The following is a 19,847-nucleotide window of genomic DNA, read 5'->3' as shown; positions in this document are numbered from 1 at the left end:
CGACCAAAAACGCCGGTCCCGGCGCTCCCCCGGCTGGGGGCGCGGCCGTGGACCGGCGATCGGTGGCTCGCTACTTCTTGGAGCCGGCGGCAGCCTTGCCGAAGCGGGCCTCGAAGCGGGCCACGCGGCCACCGGTGTCGAGGATCTTCTGCTTGCCCGTGTAGAACGGGTGGCACTCGGAGCAGACCTCGGCGCGGATGGTGCCGCTGTCGATGGTGCTGCGGGTGGTGAACGACGCGCCACAGGTGCAGCTGACCTGCGTCTCGACGTACTCGGGGTGGATGTCGCGCTTCAAGGGTGTCTCCTAGGTTCGGGAGGGCGCCGGGTCGCTGCCGCGGGATGCGGGAGCGTGAACCGGGGCCGACGGTCCAGTCTGCCAGGACTGGGTCCATCCCCCAAAACCGGGGGCCGCCGTCATCTATTCCGCCGCGTTCACGACACCCTTGGCCTCGCCGGTGGCCGTGCCCTCCGTGGCCGCCTTCGGGATCGGCTTGTCGTTCTTGAGCGCCGTCCACACCTGATCGGCCTTGGCCTTCTCCAGCAGGACCCGGTTCGGGTCCGCGGGGTCGTAGACGACCGGCATCGTGACCATGTGCATGTTGTCGGGGGTGATGCCCTTCAGACCGGTCGCGAAGGACATCAGCGAGTTCACCGAGCCCAGGTCGGAGTCGGTGGTCACGGTCTTGGTGGCGGTGTCGGCGATGTCGTACAGCTTCTTGGGGTTGCCGAGCAGGCCGATGTCCTTGACCTGGTCGACCAGTGCCTTGACGAAGGCCTGCTGGAGCTGGATGCGGCCGAGGTCGGAGCCGTCGCCGACGCCGTGCCGGGTGCGGACCAGGCCGAGGGCCTGTTCGCCGTCGAGCGTGTGGGTGCCCGCGGGCAGGTCGAGGTGGCTGTCGGGGTCCTCGATGGCCTCGGTGGTGGTGACGTCGACGCCGCCGAGGTCGTCGATGAGCTGCTGGAACCCCTTGAAGTCGACCTCCAGGTAGTGGTCCATGCGCAGCCCGCTGACCGACTCGACGGTCTTCACGGCGCAGGCGGCGCCGCCCGTGGAGTAGGCGGAGTTGAACATCACGCCGTTCGCCGCGGGGTGCTCGTCGCCGTCGGTGTCGGTGCACTCGGGGCGGTCGATGAGGGTGTCTCGCGGGATGGAGACCACGCTGGCCTTCTTGTGGCCCTTGTGGACGTGCACGATCATCGCCGTGTCGGAGCGGGCGGTGCCGTCGTCGGTGCCGCCGCCGAGCTTCTCGTTCCCGCCGGCGCGGGTGTCCGAGCCGAGCACGAGGATGTTCTGCGACCCGTTGTCGGCCTTCCGCGGCCGGTCGGTGCCGAGCACCTGGTCGATGTCGACGCTCTGGAGGTTGCCGTTGAGCTTGAAGAGCACGACTCCGGCGCCGGTACCGCCGAGGACCACGATGCCCGCCGCGCTCCAGGCCGCGATGAGCAGGGCCTTGCGCCGCTTGCCCGGGGGCTTGCGGCGACGGCCCTTGCCCCGGCGGCCGGGTCCGGTGGTGCGGGACTGCCCGGGGCCGGGTATCGCGGGATCCGGCGTGCTCTCGGCTGACATGGGCTCCTCGGTGTTCGTGCGGTCGGTTACCCCCTGCGCTCAGGGTCGGGCCGGTCGGCTCCGGCGGGTTTGTGCCGGTACCTCACCATGGTCCCTCCGTGTCTGAGACGGCGGAACTCGGGACAGGGTTGCACAACGGTCTGTGGCGACCAGGTGGGCAATCGGTCACGGACCGTACTCACGGCCTGCCGGACCCCGGCGCTGACCTGCGGGTCCGTGGCCACCCGGGAGAGTGTTCACGGACCGTCGCGCGACGGCGGCCTGTGGCGAAGGTCGCAGCACGAAGGGGCCGCCTCCCGGTGAGGGAGGCGGCCCCTTCGGTGGCCTTCGAAGGCTTTCGACGGCCTTCGGTGGCCTTCAGTGGAGAGCCCGGCGGTGGCTCAGTCGCCGTTGCCCGGGGTCGGCGTCGTCTTCTGGATCTGCATCAGGAACTCGACGTTCGACTTGGTCTGCTTCATCTTGTCGAGGAGCAGCTCGATCGCCTGCTGCTGGTCGAGGGCGTGCAGCACCCGGCGCAGCTTCCAGGTGACGGCGAGCTCCTCGCTGCCGAGCAGGATCTCCTCCTTGCGGGTGCCGGACGCGTCGACGTCCACCGCCGGGAAGATGCGCTTGTCGGCGAGCTTCCGGTCGAGCTTGAGCTCGGCGTTGCCGGTGCCCTTGAACTCCTCGAAGATGACCTCGTCCATGCGGGACCCGGTGTCCACCAGGGCGGTGGCGAGGATGGTCAGCGAGCCGCCGTCCTCGATGTTGCGGGCCGCACCGAAGAAGCGCTTCGGCGGGTAGAGGGCGGTCGAGTCGACACCACCGGACAGGATGCGGCCGGAGGCGGGGGCGGCGAGGTTGTACGCGCGGCCCAGACGGGTGATCGAGTCGAGCAGGACGACGACGTCGTGACCCAGCTCCACCAGGCGCTTGGCACGCTCGATGGCGAGCTCGGCGACCGTGGTGTGGTCCTCGGCCGGGCGGTCGAAGGTCGAGGAGATGACCTCGCCCTTCACCGACCGCTGCATGTCGGTGACCTCTTCCGGACGCTCGTCGACGAGGACGACCATCAGGTGGCACTCGGGGTTGTTGTGCGTGATCGCGTTGGCGATCGCCTGCATGATCATGGTCTTGCCGGTCTTCGGCGGGGCCACGATCAGACCGCGCTGGCCCTTACCGATCGGCGCGACGAGGTCGATGATGCGGGTGGTGAGGACGCCCGGGTCCGTCTCCAGGCGGAGGCGGTCCTGCGGGTACAGCGGGGTGAGCTTGTTGAACTCCGGGCGGCCGCGGCCGTGTTCGGGCGCCATGCCGTTGACGGAGTCCAGGCGCACCAGCGCGTTGAACTTCTCGCGGCGCTCGCCCTCCTTGGGCTGGCGCACGGCACCGGTAATGTGGTCGCCCTTGCGCAGGCCGTTCTTGCGGACCTGGGCGAGGGAGACGTACACGTCGTTCGGGCCCGGCAGGTAGCCGGAGGTGCGGATGAACGCGTAGTTGTCGAGGATGTCCAGGATGCCCGCGACGGGGATCAGGACGTCGTCCTCGGCGATCTGCGGCTCCTGCACGTCGTCGCGTCCGCGGCGGCCCCGGCGGTCCCGGTACCGGCCCCGACGGCCGCGGCGGCCGCCGCCGTCGTCGTCGTAGCCGTCGTCCTGCTGGCGGTCCTGACGGCCGCCGCCCTGCTGGCGGCCCTGCTGGCCGCCCTGGTTCTGGTCGTCGCCCTTGCCCCGGCGGTCGCGGTCCCGGCCGCGGTCGCGGCGGTCGCGGCGGCGGCCCTCGCCGCCCTCGCCGTCGGAGCGGGAGTCGCCCTGGCCCTGCTGGTGGCCCTGGCCCTGCTGCTGGGCCGACGACTCGGCCTTCGGCTCGGCGCGGGTCTCCACGGCCACGGTCTCGGTGGCCGCGGACGGGCTGCCCGCGTCGGCGGTGGCCCGGCGGCGCCGGCGCTCGGCGGGGGCCTCGTCACCGGCCCCGCCGGCCGTCTCGCCCGAGGGCGAGACCTTCGGGGACGGCTGACCGGGGATCTCGATCTGCTGCTGGGCGGCGGCCTTGTCGGCGGCCGTCTTGTCCGCCTTCTTCCCGGCCTTCTCCGCCTTGCCGGACTTCTCGGCCTTCTCCGCCTTCTCGGCGGGGGCCTCGTCACCCGTACGGGTACGGGAGGTGGTGCGGCGCTTGGGCTTGGTCTCGCCGGCGGTGTCCGCGGCGGCGGGCGCGGCCTTGGCGGGGGCTCCCCCGGCGGCCTGCGCCTCCTTGATGACCTCGATCAGCTGACTCTTGCGCATACGCGCGGTGCCCCTGATGCCGAGGCCGGATGCGACCTGCTGCAGCTCGGCCAGCACCATGCCCTCGAGGCCGGTACCGCGGCGCCGCCGGGAGCCGGCACCGGTGGCAGGCGCGGAGGCGTCCGTGGCGGGCGCGGCAGCGGTCTCCTCGACACGTGCGCCCATCAGATCGGTGGTGTCGCTCACGAAGGGTCCTTCCCTGGAGCGGACGTCGGCCTGTCTGGCTCGGCGACCGGTTGTGCTGTCCGGCTTCGGTCCTTGCTGTGCGAACCGTGCCGGGGCGGTGGTCCGCCTGAACGGCGGAAGAGATATCTGGTGATGGCGCGCCCCCTGGCCGTGGCACCCGGTGTCTGTGTCACGCGGCGTGGTCGCACCTGTTCCGAAACCTGCCCGGCGGGCCGCTCAGTGTCCGCGTCGGCCGTACTGACCACGTACGACGTCCACTGCACAATGCGGCTTGGGGGGCTCCCGGAAGAATGTCTGTCCCGGACGGGGACACGAGGCACCTCGCCATGGTGGGGTCGGGTGCAGACTTGAGGTTAACACTACCGGATCCAACAAACATTCCCCCTCTCGAAATCCGGCAACCCACGCGTCTAGATGTCGCTGGAGGTCGCCAGGGGCAGGACGCTCGCGCCCTGCTGGTCCAGGTCGAGCCGGTTGGCCGCCCAGTCCGTGCCGGCCAGCGCCTCGACCTTGTCGGCCGTGTCGGCGTCGGCCAGTGCCATCACCGTGGGCCCCGCGCCGGAGATCACCGCGGGGATGCCGTCCGCACGCAGCCGCTCCACCAGCGCCGCGCTCTCTGGCATGGCCGGCGCGCGGTACTCCTGGTGCAGACGGTCCTCGGTGGCCGGCAGCAGCAGCTCGGGGCGCCTGGTGAGGGCCTCGACGAGCAGCGCGGCGCGGCCGGCGTTGGCGGCGGCGTCGACGTGCGGGACGGTGCGCGGGAGGAGACCGCGGGCGGTCTCCGTCAGTACCGGCTTTCCGGGCACGAAAACCACCGGAACGATGGAATCGGCGGGCTGCATCCTGATCGCCCTGGCGGCGCCGGACTCCATCCAGGACAGGGTGAAGCCGCCCAGCAGACAGGCCGCGACGTTGTCGGGGTGGCCCTCGATCTCGGTGGCGAGGTCGAGGAGCGCGGCGTCGTCGAGGCGGGCCTCGCCGCCTATGGTCACCGCGCGCGCGGCGACGATGCCCGCGCAGATGGCGGCGGAGGACGAGCCGAGACCGCGGCCGTGCGGGATGCGGTTGGCGCAGACGATCTCCAGGCCGCGCGGCTGTCCGCCCAGCAGGTCGAAGGCGGTGCGCAGGGAGCGGACGAGGAGGTGGTTCTCGTCGCGCGGCAGGGTCTCGCTGCCCTCACCCGCGATGTCGATGTGCAGCCCCGAGTCGGCCACCCGGACGACCACGTCGTCGTACAAGCCCAGCGCGAGGCCGAGGGCGTCGAAGCCCGGGCCGAGGTTGGCGCTGGTGGCGGGGACGCGCACCCTGACGGCGGCGGCGCGGAACGCTGGACCGGCCATCTCTCGATGACTCTCCTTGAGCTGCGTGACTGTCGAATGACATTCGATGACGTACGGACGACGCTGGGGCTCGCCGCCTCCTGCCGACCGGCCGGCCGCTTCCCGACCGCTTCCCGACCGCGGAGACAGCGCGGCGCCGCGGCATATGCGGCAGGCGGGTTCGGTACAGCCTATCGAAGGAAGGTTCTGTGGCGACATAGGGCGCACGGGAGGCGCACGATGCGTGTCGTAAGCCCCCTGTGCACCCCCCGTAAAGGACTTTCCCGGCCGAGCGTCGCTTACGCCCTCTTACGCCGGTGAGATGGGCGCGACCTCGGGCCCGGCGGTCGTACCGGGCCCGGGAGGGCGCTCAGATCAGGCCGAGCCGCTCGGCGGCCGTCGCCGCGTCGACCGGGACGGTGACGGGCTGCGGGGCGCCGGCGACGGCCCAGTCGGGGTCCTTGAGCCCGTTGCCGGTGACGGTGCACACGATCCGCTGCCCCGGGTCGACCTTGCCGAGCTCGGCGGCCTTCAGCAGACCGGCGACCGACGCGGCGGAGGCGGGCTCGACGAAGACGCCCTCCTGGGAGGCCAACAGTCGGTAGGCGCGCAGGATCTCACGGTCCGTCACCTCGTCGATGGCGCCGCCCGACTCGTCCCGCGCGGCGATCGCGAGGTCCCAGGAGGCGGGGTTGCCGATGCGGATGGCGGTGGCGATGGTCGACGGGTCCTTGACGACCTCGCCGCGCACGATCGGGGCGCTGCCGGAGGCCTGGAACCCCCACATGCGGGGCGTCTTCGTGCTGACCCCGTCGGCGGCGTACTCCCTGTACCCCTTCCAGTACGCGGTGATGTTGCCCGCGTTGCCGACCGGCAGGACGTGGATGTCGGGGGCGTCGCCGAGCATGTCGACGATCTCGAAGGCGGCGGTCTTCTGCCCCTCGATGCGCACCGGGTTGACCGAGTTGACCAGCGCCACCGGGTAGTTGTCGCTGAGCGCGCGGGCGAGGGTGAGGCAGTCGTCGAAGTTGCCGTCGACCTGGAGGATCTTCGCGCCGTGCACGAGGGCCTGGCCCATCTTGCCGAGCGCGATCTTGCCCTGGGGCACGAGCACGGCGGACACCATGCCGGCGCGCACGCCGTACGCGGCGGCGGACGCGGACGTGTTGCCGGTGGACGCGCAGATGACAGCCTGCGCGCCCTCCTCCTTCGCCTTGCTGATGGCCATCGTCATGCCGCGGTCCTTGAAGGACCCGGTCGGGTTGGCGCCCTCCACCTTGAGGTGGACCTCGCAGCCCGTGCGCTCGGAGAGCACCTGCGCGGGCACGAGCGGCGTGCCGCCCTCGCGGAGCGTCACGACGGGCGTGCTGTCGGAGACGGGCAGCCGGTCCCGGTACTCCTCGATGATTCCGCGCCACTGGTGGGTCATTGCTGGTTACTCTCCTTCAACCCGCATGATGCTGGCGACACCCCGCACGGTGTCGAGCTTGCGCAGCGCCTCGACGGTACCGCCGAGGGCGGCGTCGGACGCACGGTGGGTGACGACGACGAGGGAGGCCTCGCCGTCCTTGCCGGACTGCCGCACGGTGTCGATGGAGACACCGTGCTCCGCGAACACGGTCGCGACCTGGGCGAGCACGCCCGGTTTGTCGGCGACGTCGAGGCTGATGTGGTAGCGCGTGACGACGTCGCCCATCGGCGAGACGGGCAGTGCGGCGTAGGCGGACTCGCCGGGTCCGGTGGCGCCGCCGATCCGGTTGCGGCAGACGGCCACCAGGTCGCCGAGGACGGCGGACGCGGTGGGCGAACCGCCGGCGCCGGGCCCGTAGAACATGAGCTGACCGGCGGCCTCGGACTCGACGAAGACGGCGTTGTAGGCCTCGCGCACGTTCGCCAGCGGATGGCTGAGCGGGATCATCGCGGGGTGCACGCGCGCGGTGACCGATCCCCCGTCCGCCGCCCGCTCGCAGATGGCGAGCAGCTTGATGGTGCAGCCCATCTCCTTGGCGGAGGCGAAGTCGGCGGCGGTGACCTCGGTCATGCCCTCGCGGTAGACGTCGTCGAGGCGCACGCGCGTGTGGAAGGCGATCCCGGCGAGGATGGCGGCCTTGGCGGCGGCGTCGAAGCCCTCGACGTCGGCGGTCGGGTCGGCCTCGGCGTACCCGAGGGCGGTGGCCTCGTCGAGTGCCTCCTGATACCCGGCCCCCGTGGTGTCCATGGCGTCGAGGATGAAGTTGGTCGTGCCGTTGACGATGCCGAGCACCCGGTTGACCTTGTCGCCGGCCAGCGACTCGCGCAGCGGCCGGATCAGCGGGATGGCACCGGCGACGGCGGCCTCGTAGTAGAGGTCCTTGCCGTGCTCGTCGGCCGCGGCGTGCAGCGAGGCGCCGTCCTGGGCGATGAGCGCCTTGTTGGCGGACACCACGGACGCGCCGTGCTCGACGGCGGTGGTGATGAGCGTCCGCGCGGGCTCGATCCCCCCGATCACCTCCACCACGACGTCGATGTCCCCGCGCTTGACGAGCGCGGTGGCGTCGGTGGTGACGAGGGACGGGTCGATGCCCTCCCGCACCTTGTCGGGCCGCCGTACGGCCACGCCCGCGAGCTCCACCGGGGCCCCGATCCGGGCGGCGAGGTCGTCGGCGTGCGTCGTCATGATGCGCGCCACCTCTGAGCCGACCACTCCACAGCCCAGCAGCGCCACCTTCAGCGGACGCGTACGCATCATCCGACCTCGTTTCCTCTTACCGTCTACGGTTTGACCAGTCTCACGCACCGGACGGGATTTCCTGCCATTCGTCCGCATCATGAGACGTTTATTTCATTTTCGCGGGGCGGGCGACGCAAGATCTTTCTCCGCCCGCCCCGCTCCATCGTCCATGGTGCGCGCGAGCCCCGCCGCCGCTGTCCGGCCCCGGAACGCGGGCCCTCACCCGACGTCGAGACGCAGCAGATCCTCCTCGGTCTCCCGCCGCACGACGACCCGGGCCTCGCCCTCCCGCACCGCGACGACGGGCGGGCGCAGCGCGTGGTTGTAGTTGCTGGCCATGGAACGGCAGTACGCCCCGGTCGCGGGTACGGCGATGAGGTCCCCGGGCGCCAGGTCCCCCGGCAGGAAGGCGTCCTTGACCACGATGTCCCCGCTCTCGCAGTGCTTGCCCACCACCCGCGTGAGCATCGGCTCGGCGTCGGAGGTGCGGGAGACGAGGGCGACGGTGTACTCGGCGTCGTACAGCGCGGTGCGGATGTTGTCCGACATGCCGCCGTCGACGGAGACGTAGGTGCGCAGCCCTTCGAGCGGCTTGACGGTGCCGACCTCGTAGAGCGTGAAGGCGGTCGGCCCGACGATGGCCCGCCCGGGCTCGACGGAGATACGAGGCGTACGCAGCTTCGCGCCCTCGCACTCCCGGGTCACGATCTCGGTCAGCGCCTTGGCGATCTCGTGCGGCTCACGGGGATCGTCGTCACTGGTGTACGCGATCCCGAGCCCGCCCCCGAGATCGATCTCGGGCAGCTCGACCCCGTGCTCGTCCCGGATGTCCTTGAGCAGCCCGACGACCCGGTGCGCGGCGACCTCGAACCCGGACATGTCGAAGATCTGCGACCCGATGTGCGAGTGGATCCCGATGACCTCGAGCCCGTCAAGCCGAAGCGCCCGCCGCACGGCTTCGGCGGCCTGTCCGCCCGCCAGCGGAATCCCGAACTTCTGGTCCTCATGGGCGGTGGCGATGAACTCGTGCGTGTGCGCCTCGACCCCGACGGTGATCCGGATCTGCACCCGCTGCCGCTTGCCCAGCGACTGGGCGATGTGCGCGACCCGCACGATCTCCTGGAACGAGTCGAGCACGATCCGCCCGACCCCGGCGCGCACGGCCCGCTCGATCTCCTCGGGCGACTTGTTGTTGCCGTGGAAGGCGATGCGGTCGGCGGGCATCCCGGCGGAGAGCGCCGTGGCCAGCTCCCCTCCCGAACACACGTCGAGGTTGAGCCCCTCCTCCTGCAGCCACCGCACGACGGCGCGGGACAGGAACGCCTTGCCGGCGTAGAACACGTCGGCGTCCGTGCCGAAGGCCGTGCGCCAGGCCCGCGCCCGGGCCCGGAAGTCGGCCTCGTCGAGGACGTAGGCGGGGGTGCCGTACTCCTCGGCGAGCTGCGTGACACTCATTCCGCCGACGGTGACGACACCGTCCTGGTCCCGGTCCACGGTCTGCGCCCATACCTTGGGGTCGAGGGCGTTGAGGTCGGCGGGCGGGGCGGAGTAGTGGCCCTCGGGCAGGACATCGGCGTGGCGGGGCCCGGCGGGGTGTGCGGAACGGCTCATGACGTCTTCTGTGCTCTCTTCAGAGGTGGTCGGGTGCGTCGATACCGAGCAGGGTCAGGCCGCCGGCCAGCACCGTCCCGGCGGCTTCGGCGAGGGCGAGCCGGGCACGGTGGGCGGCCGAGGGTTTCTCCCCGCCACGCGGCAGCACGGTGGTCAGGAAGGGAAGCGCGGCGTCGGCGACGGCGACGAGGTGCCGGGCGAGCCGGTCGGGCGCGCGGTGCTCCGCCGCGGCGGCGAGCACGCGGGGATGATCACCGAGGACGGCGAGGAGATCCTGCCGCTGTACGGGACCGGGCAGGCCCTCGAATCCGAGATCGGCGGCGTTGCGGGTGAGGGCGCGAGTCCGGGCGTGGGCGTACCGCACCCGGAAGAGGGGGTTGCCCTCACGCTGGGCGAGGTGCTCCTCACCGACCCGGGGCCGGTCGTGGGCGGCGGGGTGGAGCAGGGCCCAGCGGGCGGCGTCGCGGCCGAGGGGCAGGGGGTCGGCGGGCGCGGGAACGGGACGGACATTGGCGGGCAGGCTCGCGGGCGCCGGTCCGACGCCGTCGGTGCGTACCCCGAGGACGGCCGTCCACTCGGGGTCGAAGCCCTCCGCCGTGACGCGCACCAGGGCGCCCTGGGAACGCAGGACACGCGCGGCGACCTCGGCGACGACGACGGCACGGAGGTCGTAGGGGCAGTGCAGCCGCACGATCCGCCCGTCGGGCCCGTCGGGCCCGTCGGCATACCCGTACCGTGTCCCGGCGCTGCGAATCTCCTCGACGAGCGCGGCGGGGGCGGCACCACCGAGGCTGATGTTGAGGAACCCGGGCCCGGTGAGGACGACATCGGCGACGCCGTCGACTCCCACGAGGTACGGCCGCAGCACCTCGGCGACCCGGTACGGCGGCTGCCCGGCCGGCCGGGCGAGCCGGAGGGCGATGTTGGTGGCGTAGTCCCCGCATCCCCCGGGCCCCGGCGGCCCGACCACGGCCCGCTCCGGAACGGTCACGTCCAGCTCCCCCGCGTCGACGGCGCGACGCACCGCGTGCAGCACGGTGCGGGAGAGCTCTGCGGGGGTCACGGGTCAAGCGTATGGGAGGAGGGGGGTGGGTAGGCGAACAGGTTTGGCGCCGGTCCCGACATGTGGACGACTCCGATGTTGATCTTGAACCGTTACCCGGCACTCACCCGGCGGTCTCGGCCTGCGCCGACGACTCACTCTCCACCGCCGCACCGAGCACGGCCCGCAACGCCGCCGCGCCGCCCCCGTCGGCCTTGCGCTCGACCAACTGCCGCACGAGCGCGACGAGCTCGGCCGGCTCGAACGGCTTGGACAGGAAGGCGTCGGCCCCCGCATCGAAGGCGGCGTCGATCTCGTACTGCGTACAGGCACTGACGACGGCGATCGGAAGGTCCCGCGTACGCGGATCGGCACGCAGCCGGGCAGCGGTCCGCACCCCGTCCAGCCGAGGCATGACCACGTCCAGCGTCACGACGTCGGGCCGCACCTGATGGACGACTTCCAGACATTCGGCACCATCGCCCGCGGTCACGACCTCGAAGCCCTCCAGCTCGAGGTTGACCCTGATCAGCTGCCGAATGACCTTGTTGTCGTCCACAACAAGAACCCGGCCAGACGCCCTAGGCACAACTCGAGAGTAGGTCCGGACCGGCCACCGCGTCCGGGTTTTCCCCACTTCCGCCCCGTGCGGGGGACGACGCCGTCGGGGCTGACGCCGGTACCGCGGGTCGCGGCCCTCGGCTGGGGCGGGCGCCGGGTGCGGGCGAGGGGGCGGCACGACCCGCGAAAACCCGTTCATGACCACCCCGGGGGAGCTGGTAGTGTTCTACCCGTCGCCGCGAGCAACACCGAACGCGACCGACACGCCCCCGTAGCTCAGGGGATAGAGCAACGGCCTCCGGAGCCGTGTGCGCAGGTTCGAATCCTGCCGGGGGCACACTGTGTAAGTGTGACCTGGACCCCGTCATCAGCGGAGACGCTGAGGGCGGGGTTTTTTGTGTGTCAGCCCCTCAGGCTCATGTCGGGGCCTGCGCTCCCCAGTCCCACAGGGCCTGGAGGACGGGCCCGAGGCGGTGGCCGTTCGGGGTGAGGGTGTAGCGCACGCGTGGGGGCCAGCCGGGGCTGCGGTCGCGTGCGACGACCCCGGACTCGCAGAGCTGCGCCAACCGGTCGGACAGCACCTTGTCCGACAACGTGGGCAGGGCCGCGCGCAGTTCGCTGTAGGAGTGGTCGCCGCGCAGGAGTTCGCGGACCACCAGTGTTGTCCAGCGGCCTTGCAGGGCCGCCAGTGTGATCTCCACCGGGCACTCGGGAGTGGGTGCGGTGACGTCCGCGCGCGGGTCGTCGGGGAGTCCTGCCGGGTGGCCAACCGTTCGGTGAGTCACGAGACCGCCTCCTAGCGTGTGGGGCAGCTTGATTCTCCCGGCCCGGAAGGACGTCTGTCGATCATGCGAAACCTGGCCGATCGGCCCGAAGAGGTGCCCGCGGTGTTCGCGGAGCGGTTCAACAGCGGGGACGCTCTCGCGTTGGCGGAGGTGTACGAGGACGCCGCGGTGCTGGTCCCGGTGCCGGGGACGCCGGCGAGCGGCGCAGACCTGCGTGCCGCGAACGGCCGTCTGCAGGAGCTCGGGGTCCCCATCTCGGTCCGGCCACGGCACGTGTACCGGAGCGGAGACGTGGCGCTGCTGATAGTCGACTGGGTCATCCACGGGATCGGCCGGGAGGGTCGGGCGGTGCGCGTCGAGGGCACCGCCACCGATATCGCCCGTCGGGGTCCGGACGGCCGGTGGCGTTACGTCATCGACAATCCCTTCGGCACGCGCGCACAGCCTGGCTCGCCTGCCGGCGGCCCCTGACGGTCACAGCCCGTTGACGGCCAGTCCTGCGAGTACGCCGTATCCCACGGGCAGAACGTAGGCGACGCGGGAGACGGCCGTGTGCTTCCTGACGCGCTCGATCAGTGCCGCCGTCGCGATGCCGAACACGGCGGCGAACAGGACGAGATCGGACCAGTCGACCGCCGGCCAGTGCCCGGAGACAACGGCGGTGACCGCCATCGAGCCGCCGAACAGCGCGCCGGCCGCCAGGGCTTCGTTCTCCACAACCGCCGGGCGCCCGGCCGCCTCGGTGCGGAACGCCTGCCGCACCAGACGGGCGGCCACCGCCATCGCGACCAGCGTGGCCGCGACAAAGGAGAGTTGGAAGAACAGTGTCATGACGGGTGCGCCTCCTTCCGGGTGGGGGGCGCGACGGCCTGCACGGCCTCGTCGCCCGGCATGGCCCGGTGATGCCAGCTGTTCCCGTCCGCCTTGCGTAAACGTATCGACCTGTCAGCTGATCCTTCAATTTCAAGGCAGGTGAGCATGATCACCTGTGTGATGGGGAGAGAGAGGCAACCTCTCCTTCGATACCTCACTCGCTTTGCCGGTTTTGCCGGCGTGCCTCCCCGCCGCTCTGGGAGGGGAGGCACGCCGGCCGTACGCCGGTCGACTCACGTCAGGGCCAGTACCGCCCGCACGACCTGACGCAGCATCGCCTCCGGGTCCGGGGCGGGGCCCGGGGAGCGCCAGGCGACGAAGCCGTCGGGGCGGATGAGGACCGCGCCGCCGCGGGTGACGCCGTGGGACCTGGCCCAGTCGGTGTCCTCGTCGTCCGCGGGGGTCAGGTCGGCGTCCGGGCCGGCGCCCACGCGGTACGACTTGAGTGGGACCCGCAGCTCGGGCGCCAGGCGGGTGGCCGCCTCGTGCCAGCCGGTGGCCTGGGAGGCGTCGCTGAGCAGGACGAGGGAGTCCTCGTAGAGGTCGAGGGTGGAGATGGGGGCGGCTTCGTTGTCGTCGGGGCGGTGGAGCCAGAGGTGGGGGGCGCGGCTGCCGGGGGCGCCGGTGAGGTCCAGGCCCTCGGGGACCACGGGGGTCGCCGGGTCGGCGCCGACCACCGCGCCCTGGGGGTAGCGGTATCCGAGGGCGACGTTGAGGATGCCGCGCTGTGGGCCGCCGCCGGGACCACCCGGGCCGCCAGGGCCGCCAGGACTACCCGGGCCACCGGGACCGCCAGGACCGCCAGGACCGCTGAGGCCACCGGGACCACCGGGACCGCCGGGACCGCCGGGACCGCCCACAGGCCCCTGGCCCGGCCCTGCCGCCGGGCCACCGGCAGGCCCCTGCCCCGGGCCGCCTCCCATTCCCGGCGGCGGCGCGAAGCCCGGGTGGCTGTGTTCCACCGAGCGGCCGGCGGCTCGGGCGCTGGTGGCCTCCGCCACCGGACGGCGCTCGGTGTCGTAGGTGTCCAGGAGGCCGTCTCCCGCCCAGCCCTCCAGGACCGCGGCCAGTTTCCAGGCCAGGTTGTGGGCGTCCTGGATGCCGGTGTTGGAGCCGAAGGCACCGGTGGGGGACATCTCGTGGGCCGAGTCGCCGGCCAGGAAGACGCGGCCGGAGCGGTAGCTGCGGGCGACGCGCTGGGCGGCGTGCCAGGGAGCCTTGCCGGTGATCTCGATGTCGAGGTCCGGGTCGCCGATCGCGCGGCGGATGTGGGCCGCGCAGCGCTCCTCGGTGAAGTCCTCGACCGTTTCGCCCTGTTCGGGGTGCCAGGGGGCGTGGAAGACCCAGTTCTCGCGGTTGTCCACCGGCAGGAGCGCGCCGTCGGCGTCTTCGCTGGTGAGGTAGCAGACGATGAAGTGGCGGTCGCCCACGACGTCGGCGAGGCGGCGGGAGCGGAAGGTGAGGCTGACGTTGTGGAAGAGGTCGCCCGGACCGCTCTGGCCGATGCCGAGCTGCTCGCGGACGGGGCTGCGGGGGCCGTCGGCGGCGACCAGGTAGTCGGCGCGGATGGTGGTGTGCTCGCCGGTCTCCCGGCTCTTCACGATGGCCGTGACGCCCTCGGCGTCTGCCTCGAAGGAGAGCAGTTCGGTGCCGAAGCGCAGGTCGCCGCCGAGGTTGGTGGCGTGGGTGAGGAGCTCGGGCTCCAGGTCGTTCTGGGAGCACAGGCACCACGAGCTCGGGCTGAAGCGGGCCAGCCCACCGCCCGCGTCCATTTCCTTGAACAACCACTCACCCGCGTCGCCGACCAGGGTGGGTGTCTGCAGGATGCCGTGGTTCCCGGCGAGGGTGGCGGCGGCCTTCCTGATGTCCGGTTCGGTGCCGGCCACGCGGAAGATCTCCATGGTGCGGACGTTGTTCCCGCGCCCGCGAGGGTGGATGGACGTGCCTGCGTGGCGTTCCACCAGGGTGTGCCGGATGCCCAGCCGCCCCAGGAAGACCGAGGTCGACAGGCCCACCAGGGACCCGCCGACGATGAGGACCGGGACGCGGTGGACCCCGCCCCCGGGGGCGGCCCCACCGGGCCGCTCGGCTCTTTCGTTCATTGATCGTCCTCCGTTGTGACGGATGTCGTCCTCCGTGAAGCGCGCGTTCTGGCTCCGTGCGTCGGACGGTCGTCGCTGGACCCGTCGGCGGCAGGTGCGCGCGCCGCGGGTCTACATGCATGCCCCCTGCGGCCCGGAGGGGCCCGCGACGGCGCAGGCTTCACCCGCTTAACCGTCCTGGTTCGCGGTCCCCGCGTGCACGGCTCACGATCGTGGTTACCGCGACCGCCGCACCACGCCGGAGCAAGCGCGCACACCGCGACGATCGCGCCCCAGTCCACGAGGAAGTTCCCTGGAGAAGAGGTGGGCCGGATGACGGTCTCTCCCGTCGTAGCGACGGATACCGCGTCGGCGGATGCCCAGACCACAGGAGTCACGGCAGCATCGGGCACCGTGTCCGCGGACACGGGCGGCGTGACGGTATCCGCGTTCGACGGATCCCGCGTGCGGGTCGTCCTGATGCTGGACATCCACGACGGAAAGCAGCAGGAGTTCCTGGACGCCTACGACGGCATCCGCGACCGGGTCGCCGCCGTTCCGGGACACGTCAGCGACCAGCTGTGCCAGTCGGTGGACAACCCCGCCCAGTGGCTCCTCACGAGTGAGTGGGAGAGCGCGGAGCCCTTCTTGGCCTGGGTCAACAGCGAGGAGCACCTGGACACGGTGGAGCCCTTGCAGGACTACGTCAGGGACACCCACTCCCTGCGTTACAGCGTCCTGCGGGAAACCGCCGCCGAACAGTCCCCGTCCGCCGCGGACGGTGCGGCGCTGCGGACCGCTCCCCGGGTCGGCGGCAACGTCGTGCGGCACGCCCTGACCTTCACCGTGAAGCAGGGCGGCGAGGAGGAGGTCGCCCGGCTGCTCGCCGGCTACACCGCGCCCGAGGCCCGCGTCGACGAGTCCGGCCGGCTGCTGCGCACCTCGGTCTTCCTGCACGGCACCCGGGTCGTGCGGGCCGTGGAGGTGCGGGGCGACCTGCAGACCGCGCTGCGTCACGTCGCCCGGCAGCCCGCGGTACGGGCCGTAGAGGAGTCCCTCAACCCGTATCTGGAGCAGGAGCGGGACCTGCGCGATCCCCGGGCCGCCCGGCGGTTCTTCACCCGGGCCGCCATGCCGGCCGTCCACCACGTGGCGTACCGCGAGGACTCCGGCGCGCGTGCGCGGCGGATCGCGCTGCTCTACCCGGCGCGGGCCGGCGCCGGTCCGGAACTGGCCCGGCTCCTCGCCCGCCAGGACGCGGTCGCCGCCCACGCCCCGGACAGTCCGGTCCTCGCCGCCACCGTCTTCCACCGCGACGACCTCGTCGTTCGGCTCGTCGACCTGGACGGCGAGCCGGAGGACGCGCCGGCGTTCGTCCTGGGGCTGCACGGGTCCGCCGGTGCCCCCAGCGGCTCCGGGGACGCCGTGGCCGCCATGGCCGAGCGGCTGCTCGACACCGCCGCCGCCGGCATCGACGGCCCCCTGACGGAGGCCCGGTCGCTGTCGCTGCTGCTCGCGCGGGCCCGCATGACGCCCCTGACCGACCGGCGCTCGCCCGCCCACTGAACCGGGCGCCGCCGGGACGCTCCCCGCCCGTCCACCCTCCGGGTCGACGGCACCGGCCCCCGCGCCGGACCGCCGCGGCCCGGCCCGCGACCGACCCCCGCGGACCGGACCTCCGCGACCGCCCACAAGACCCGACCCGCGACCCACCCCGACAGCCGACCCGGGCCCGACGACGCGCCCACCACTGCCACGGCCGGTACGGGCCACGGCCCGCGCACGGGTCGCCCCGACCTCCCACCGCCTCCCCTCACCCGGAGTGAACGACATGACAGACCAGCAGGTACGCATCGTCTCCCTCGGCGACATCGCGCCGAACCGCCGCCGCGGCGGAGACCTCCGCGCCCTCCTCACGCCCACCACCGCCGGGTCCACCAGCGGCTTCATGGGCGTGGCCATCGTGCAGCCGGGCGAGCGCATCGCCGAGCACTACCACCCGTACTCCGAGGAGTTCGTGTACGTCACGGACGGCGCGCTGGAGGTGGACCTGGACGGTGTGCCGCACGCCCTCGGCACCGGGCAGGGTCTGCTGATCCCGCAGGACATGCGCCACCGCTTCCGCAACACGGGGGACACCGAGGCCCGGCTCGTCTTCCACCTGGGGCCGCTGGCCCCGCGGCCGGAGATCGGGCACGTGGACACCGAGGACGCGGCGGGCAACCCGCTGCCGCTCCCGGAACACGCCGCCCACACGGGCCGCGCCGGGCACGAGCGCCCCGCCGCCGCGGCCGAGGCGGTGTCATGAGCCGGCGTCGGGTCGCCGTCACGGGCATAGGCGTCGTCGCCCCGGGCGGGATCGGCGTGCCCCAGTTCTGGGGGCTGCTGTCCGACGGCCGTACGGCGACGCGCCGCATCTCCCTGTTCGACCCGGCCGGGCTGCGTTCGCAGATCGCCGCCGAGTGCGACTTCGAGCCGCTGGAGCACGGGCTGGACCTGGCCACGGTCCAGCGCGGCGACCGGTACGTGCAGTTCGCGCTGGTCGCCGCCGCCGAGGCGGTGGGCGACGCGGGCCTCGACATGGCGCGGGAGGACCCCTGGCGGACCGGTGCCACGCTGGGCACGGCGGTCGGCGGCACGACCCGGCTGGAACACGACTACGTGCTGGTCAGCGAGAGCGGCTCGCGCTGGGACGTGGACGGCCGGCGGGCCGAGCCGCACCTGGAACGGGCCTTCACCCCGGCCACCCTCTCCTCCGCGGTCGCCGAGGAGTTCGGCGTGCGCGGGCCGGTGCAGACCGTGTCCACCGGGTGCACCTCCGGCCTGGACGCGGTGGGGTACGCCTACCACGCCGTCGCCGAGGGCCGCGTCGACGTGTGCCTGGCGGGTGCGGCGGACTCGCCGATATCGCCGATCACGATGGCCTGCTTCGACGCCATCAAGGCGACCTCGCCCAGCAACGACGATCCCGCGCACGCCTCCCGGCCCTTCGACGCCGACCGCAACGGCTTCGTGATGGGCGAGGGCGCCGCGGTGCTCGTACTGGAGGACCTGGAGCACGCACGGGCCCGCGGTGCGCACGTGTACTGCGAGATCTCCGGCTACGCCACCTTCGGCAACGCCTACCACATGACCGGGCTCACCAAGGAGGGCCTGGAGATGGCACGGGCCATCGACACGGCGCTGGACATGGCCGGGCTGGACGGCTCCGCCATCGACTACGTCAACGCGCACGGCTCCGGTACCCAGCAGAACGACCGGCACGAGACCGCGGCCGTCAAACGCTCGCTGGGCGAGCACGCCTACGCGACGCCGATGAGCTCGATCAAGTCCATGGTGGGCCACTCGCTCGGCGCGATCGGCTCCATAGAGCTGGCCGCGTGCGTGCTCGCGATGCACCACCAGGTGGTGCCGCCCACGGCCAACTACACGACCCCCGACCCCGAGTGCGACCTGGACTACGTGCCGCGCGAGGCACGCGAGCGGACGCTGCGGCACGTGCTGTCGGTGGGCAGCGGCTTCGGCGGCTTCCAGTCCGCGGTCGTGCTGAGCGGCTGCGAAGGAGGGCTGCGATGAGCGGACCACAGCGGACCGGGCAACGCCGTACGCAGGACGGAAACAGGCGTGCCGTCGTCACCGGCCTCGGCGTGGTGTCGCCGCACGGCATCGGTGCCGAGGCGCACTGGAAGGCCGTCGCCGACGGCGCCAGCGTCCTCGGGCCCGTCACCCGCGAGGGGTGCGAGCACCTGCCGTTGAAGGTGGCGGGCGAGGTGCGCGGCTTCGACGCGGCGGAGACGGTCGAGGGGCGGTACCTCGTCCAGACCGACCGGTTCACGCACTTCGCGCTGACCGCCACCGACCTGGCGCTGGAGGACGCCCGGTTCGGGCGGGCCGACGTCGAGTCGCCGTTCTCGGTCGGGGTGGTCACCGCGGCCGGTTCGGGCGGTGGCGAGTTCGGGCAGCGGGAGCTGCAGAACCTGTGGGGGCAGGGCTCGCGGTACGTCGGCCCGTACCAGTCGATCGCCTGGTTCTACGCGGCCAGCACCGGCCAGATCTCCATCCGCAACGACTTCAAGGGCCCGTGCGGGGTCGTCGCCGCCGACGAGGCGGGCGGCCTGGACGCCCTGGCCCACGCGGCACTGGCCGTGCGGGGCGGCACCGACACGGTGGTGTGCGGCGCGACGGAGGCTCCGCTCGCCCCGTACTCGATCGTCTGCCAGCTGGGCTATCCCGAGCTGAGCGCGGCCGCCGAGCCCGACCGTGCCTACCGCCCGTTCACCGAGGCGGCCTGCGGGTTCGCGCCGGCCGAGGGCGGTGCCGTGCTCCTGGTCGAGGAGGAGCGGGCGGCGCTGGAGCGCGGGGCGGACGTCCGGGCGACGATCGCCGGGCACGCGGCGACCTTCACCGGGCCGTCCCGGTGGGCCGAGTCCCGGGAGGGGCTGGCGCGCGCGATCCAGGGCGCGCTGGCCGAGGCCGGGTGCCGGCCCGAGGAGGTGGACGTGGTGTTCGCCGACGCCCTCGGGGTGCCGGAGGCGGACCGGGCCGAGGCTCTGGCGCTCGCCGACGCGCTCGGCCCGCACGCGCGACGAGTGCCGGTCACCGCGCCCAAGACCGGTACCGGACGTGCGTACTGCGCGGCCCCGGTGCTGGACGTGGCGACGGCGGTGCTCGCGATGGAGCACGCACTGATCCCGCCGACCCCGCACGTGTCCGGCGTCTGCCACGACCTGGACCTGGTCACCGGCCGGGCCCGGCCCGCCGAACCGCGTACGGCACTCGTCCTGGGCCGCGGGCTCATGGGCTCGAACGCGGCGCTCGTCCTGCGGCGGGGCGGCACCCCGCCCGCATGAG

Annotated in this window: 17 protein-coding genes and 1 tRNA gene; 6 read left to right on the top strand and 12 right to left on the bottom strand. The window is 72.5% G+C overall.

Translation table 11 applies throughout. From position 1 onward, the window contains the following. Positions 1–70: 70 nt before the first annotated feature. From rpmE to M6G08_RS14740, 9 genes are all read right to left on the bottom strand, one after another. Positions 71–295, bottom strand: a complete 225-nt coding sequence (rpmE, locus tag M6G08_RS14780) for a 50S ribosomal protein L31 (RefSeq protein ID WP_018571447.1) — start codon at positions 293–295, stop codon at positions 71–73. Between the two features lie 123 nt (positions 296–418). Next, the gene (locus tag M6G08_RS14775) at positions 419–1,567 is read right to left on the bottom strand and encodes an LCP family protein (RefSeq protein WP_272587628.1); all 1,149 of its coding nucleotides are present in this window, start codon (positions 1,565–1,567) and stop codon (positions 419–421) included. A gap of 380 nt (positions 1,568–1,947) precedes the next feature. Then, the gene (gene rho / locus M6G08_RS14770) at positions 1,948–4,014 is read right to left on the bottom strand and encodes a transcription termination factor Rho (RefSeq protein ID WP_272587626.1); all 2,067 of its coding nucleotides are present in this window, start codon (positions 4,012–4,014) and stop codon (positions 1,948–1,950) included. A gap of 410 nt (positions 4,015–4,424) precedes the next feature. Beyond that, a complete protein-coding gene (gene thrB, locus M6G08_RS14765) occupies positions 4,425–5,354 on the bottom strand; it encodes a homoserine kinase (RefSeq protein WP_272587625.1) in 930 nt (309 codons plus the stop codon). A gap of 349 nt (positions 5,355–5,703) precedes the next feature. After that, the gene (gene thrC, locus M6G08_RS14760; protein ID WP_272587624.1) at positions 5,704–6,762 is read right to left on the bottom strand and encodes a threonine synthase; all 1,059 of its coding nucleotides are present in this window, start codon (positions 6,760–6,762) and stop codon (positions 5,704–5,706) included. 6 nt (positions 6,763–6,768) lie between these two features. Next, positions 6,769–8,061, bottom strand: a complete 1,293-nt coding sequence (locus tag M6G08_RS14755; RefSeq protein WP_272587623.1) for a homoserine dehydrogenase — start codon at positions 8,059–8,061, stop codon at positions 6,769–6,771. A 201-nt stretch (positions 8,062–8,262) separates the two neighbouring features. Next, on the bottom strand, positions 8,263–9,654 hold the full coding sequence (lysA, locus tag M6G08_RS14750) for a diaminopimelate decarboxylase (protein WP_272587622.1): 1,392 nt from the start codon (positions 9,652–9,654) through the stop codon (positions 8,263–8,265). Positions 9,655–9,673: 19 nt separating this feature from the next. Further along, a complete protein-coding gene (nrtL, locus tag M6G08_RS14745) occupies positions 9,674–10,717 on the bottom strand; it encodes an ArgS-related anticodon-binding protein NrtL (RefSeq protein WP_272587621.1) in 1,044 nt (347 codons plus the stop codon). A gap of 103 nt (positions 10,718–10,820) precedes the next feature. After that, positions 10,821–11,285, bottom strand: a complete 465-nt coding sequence (locus M6G08_RS14740) for a response regulator (protein WP_272587620.1) — start codon at positions 11,283–11,285, stop codon at positions 10,821–10,823. A gap of 237 nt (positions 11,286–11,522) precedes the next feature. Between M6G08_RS14740 and M6G08_RS14735 the strand changes: the two genes are divergently transcribed. Beyond that, positions 11,523–11,594 (top strand) — tRNA-Arg (locus M6G08_RS14735). Between the two features lie 79 nt (positions 11,595–11,673). Here the strand turns inward: M6G08_RS14735 and M6G08_RS14730 are convergent. After that, positions 11,674–12,042, bottom strand: coding sequence for a winged helix-turn-helix transcriptional regulator (locus tag M6G08_RS14730; RefSeq protein WP_272587619.1), 369 nt, complete (start codon positions 12,040–12,042; stop codon positions 11,674–11,676). Positions 12,043–12,105: 63 nt separating this feature from the next. Here M6G08_RS14730 and M6G08_RS14725 point away from each other — a divergent pair, with 63 nt between their 5' ends. After that, positions 12,106–12,513, top strand: coding sequence for a YybH family protein (locus M6G08_RS14725; protein WP_272587618.1), 408 nt, complete (start codon positions 12,106–12,108; stop codon positions 12,511–12,513). Between the two features lie 3 nt (positions 12,514–12,516). Here the strand turns inward: M6G08_RS14725 and M6G08_RS14720 are convergent, their stop codons facing one another. Continuing rightward, positions 12,517–12,873: a hypothetical protein gene (locus M6G08_RS14720; RefSeq protein ID WP_272587617.1), complete on the bottom strand. Its 357-nt coding sequence runs from the start codon at positions 12,871–12,873 to the stop codon at positions 12,517–12,519. A 275-nt stretch (positions 12,874–13,148) separates the two neighbouring features. Next, positions 13,149–15,017 (bottom strand): FAD-dependent oxidoreductase, encoded by a 1,869-nt coding sequence (locus M6G08_RS14715; protein ID WP_272587616.1) that lies wholly within the window; start codon positions 15,015–15,017, stop codon positions 13,149–13,151. A gap of 312 nt (positions 15,018–15,329) precedes the next feature. On the opposite strand from M6G08_RS14715, the gene M6G08_RS14710 reads away from it, so the two are divergent. The 4 genes from M6G08_RS14710 (at position 15,330) to M6G08_RS14695 (ending at position 19,846) form a co-directional block, all read left to right on the top strand. Next, the gene (locus M6G08_RS14710; protein WP_272587615.1) at positions 15,330–16,562 is read left to right on the top strand and encodes a SchA/CurD-like domain-containing protein; all 1,233 of its coding nucleotides are present in this window, start codon (positions 15,330–15,332) and stop codon (positions 16,560–16,562) included. 265 nt (positions 16,563–16,827) lie between these two features. Next, a complete protein-coding gene (locus tag M6G08_RS14705) occupies positions 16,828–17,304 on the top strand; it encodes a cupin domain-containing protein (RefSeq protein WP_272587614.1) in 477 nt (158 codons plus the stop codon). Further along, on the top strand, positions 17,301–18,572 hold the full coding sequence (locus M6G08_RS14700) for a beta-ketoacyl-[acyl-carrier-protein] synthase family protein (RefSeq protein WP_272587613.1): 1,272 nt from the start codon (positions 17,301–17,303) through the stop codon (positions 18,570–18,572). Before M6G08_RS14705 ends, M6G08_RS14700 begins: the two co-directional genes overlap by 4 nt. After that, entirely contained in the window at positions 18,569–19,846 is a 1,278-nt protein-coding gene (locus M6G08_RS14695; RefSeq protein WP_272587612.1) for a ketosynthase chain-length factor, read from the top strand. Before M6G08_RS14700 ends, M6G08_RS14695 begins: the two co-directional genes overlap by 4 nt. Position 19,847: the final 1 nt, after the last annotated feature.

Source organism: Streptomyces sp. M92 (assembly GCF_028473745.1).
In the GTDB taxonomy this organism is placed as follows: Bacteria; Actinomycetota; Actinomycetes; order Streptomycetales; family Streptomycetaceae; genus Streptomyces.
Note: the sequence above shows the minus strand (reverse complement) of the source record. Positions and strands in the feature narration are given on the sequence as shown.

Coding starts and splice junctions, on each gene's coding strand:
- M6G08_RS14775 (WP_272587628.1), bottom strand. CDS start 1,567: ATGTCAGCCGAGAGCACGCCGGATCCCGCGATACCCGGCCCCGGGCAG.
- thrB (WP_272587625.1), bottom strand. CDS start 5,354: ATGGCCGGTCCAGCGTTCCGCGCCGCCGCCGTCAGGGTGCGCGTCCCC.
- thrC (WP_272587624.1), bottom strand. CDS start 6,762: ATGACCCACCAGTGGCGCGGAATCATCGAGGAGTACCGGGACCGGCTG.
- M6G08_RS14755 (WP_272587623.1), bottom strand. CDS start 8,061: ATGATGCGTACGCGTCCGCTGAAGGTGGCGCTGCTGGGCTGTGGAGTG.
- lysA (WP_272587622.1), bottom strand. CDS start 9,654: ATGAGCCGTTCCGCACACCCCGCCGGGCCCCGCCACGCCGATGTCCTG.
- M6G08_RS14725 (WP_272587618.1), top strand. CDS start 12,106: ATGCGAAACCTGGCCGATCGGCCCGAAGAGGTGCCCGCGGTGTTCGCG.
- M6G08_RS14720 (WP_272587617.1), bottom strand. CDS start 12,873: ATGACACTGTTCTTCCAACTCTCCTTTGTCGCGGCCACGCTGGTCGCG.
- M6G08_RS14715 (WP_272587616.1), bottom strand. CDS start 15,017: ATGAACGAAAGAGCCGAGCGGCCCGGTGGGGCCGCCCCCGGGGGCGGG.
- M6G08_RS14710 (WP_272587615.1), top strand. CDS start 15,330: ATGACGGTCTCTCCCGTCGTAGCGACGGATACCGCGTCGGCGGATGCC.
- M6G08_RS14705 (WP_272587614.1), top strand. CDS start 16,828: ATGACAGACCAGCAGGTACGCATCGTCTCCCTCGGCGACATCGCGCCG.
- M6G08_RS14700 (WP_272587613.1), top strand. CDS start 17,301: ATGAGCCGGCGTCGGGTCGCCGTCACGGGCATAGGCGTCGTCGCCCCG.
- M6G08_RS14695 (WP_272587612.1), top strand. CDS start 18,569: ATGAGCGGACCACAGCGGACCGGGCAACGCCGTACGCAGGACGGAAAC.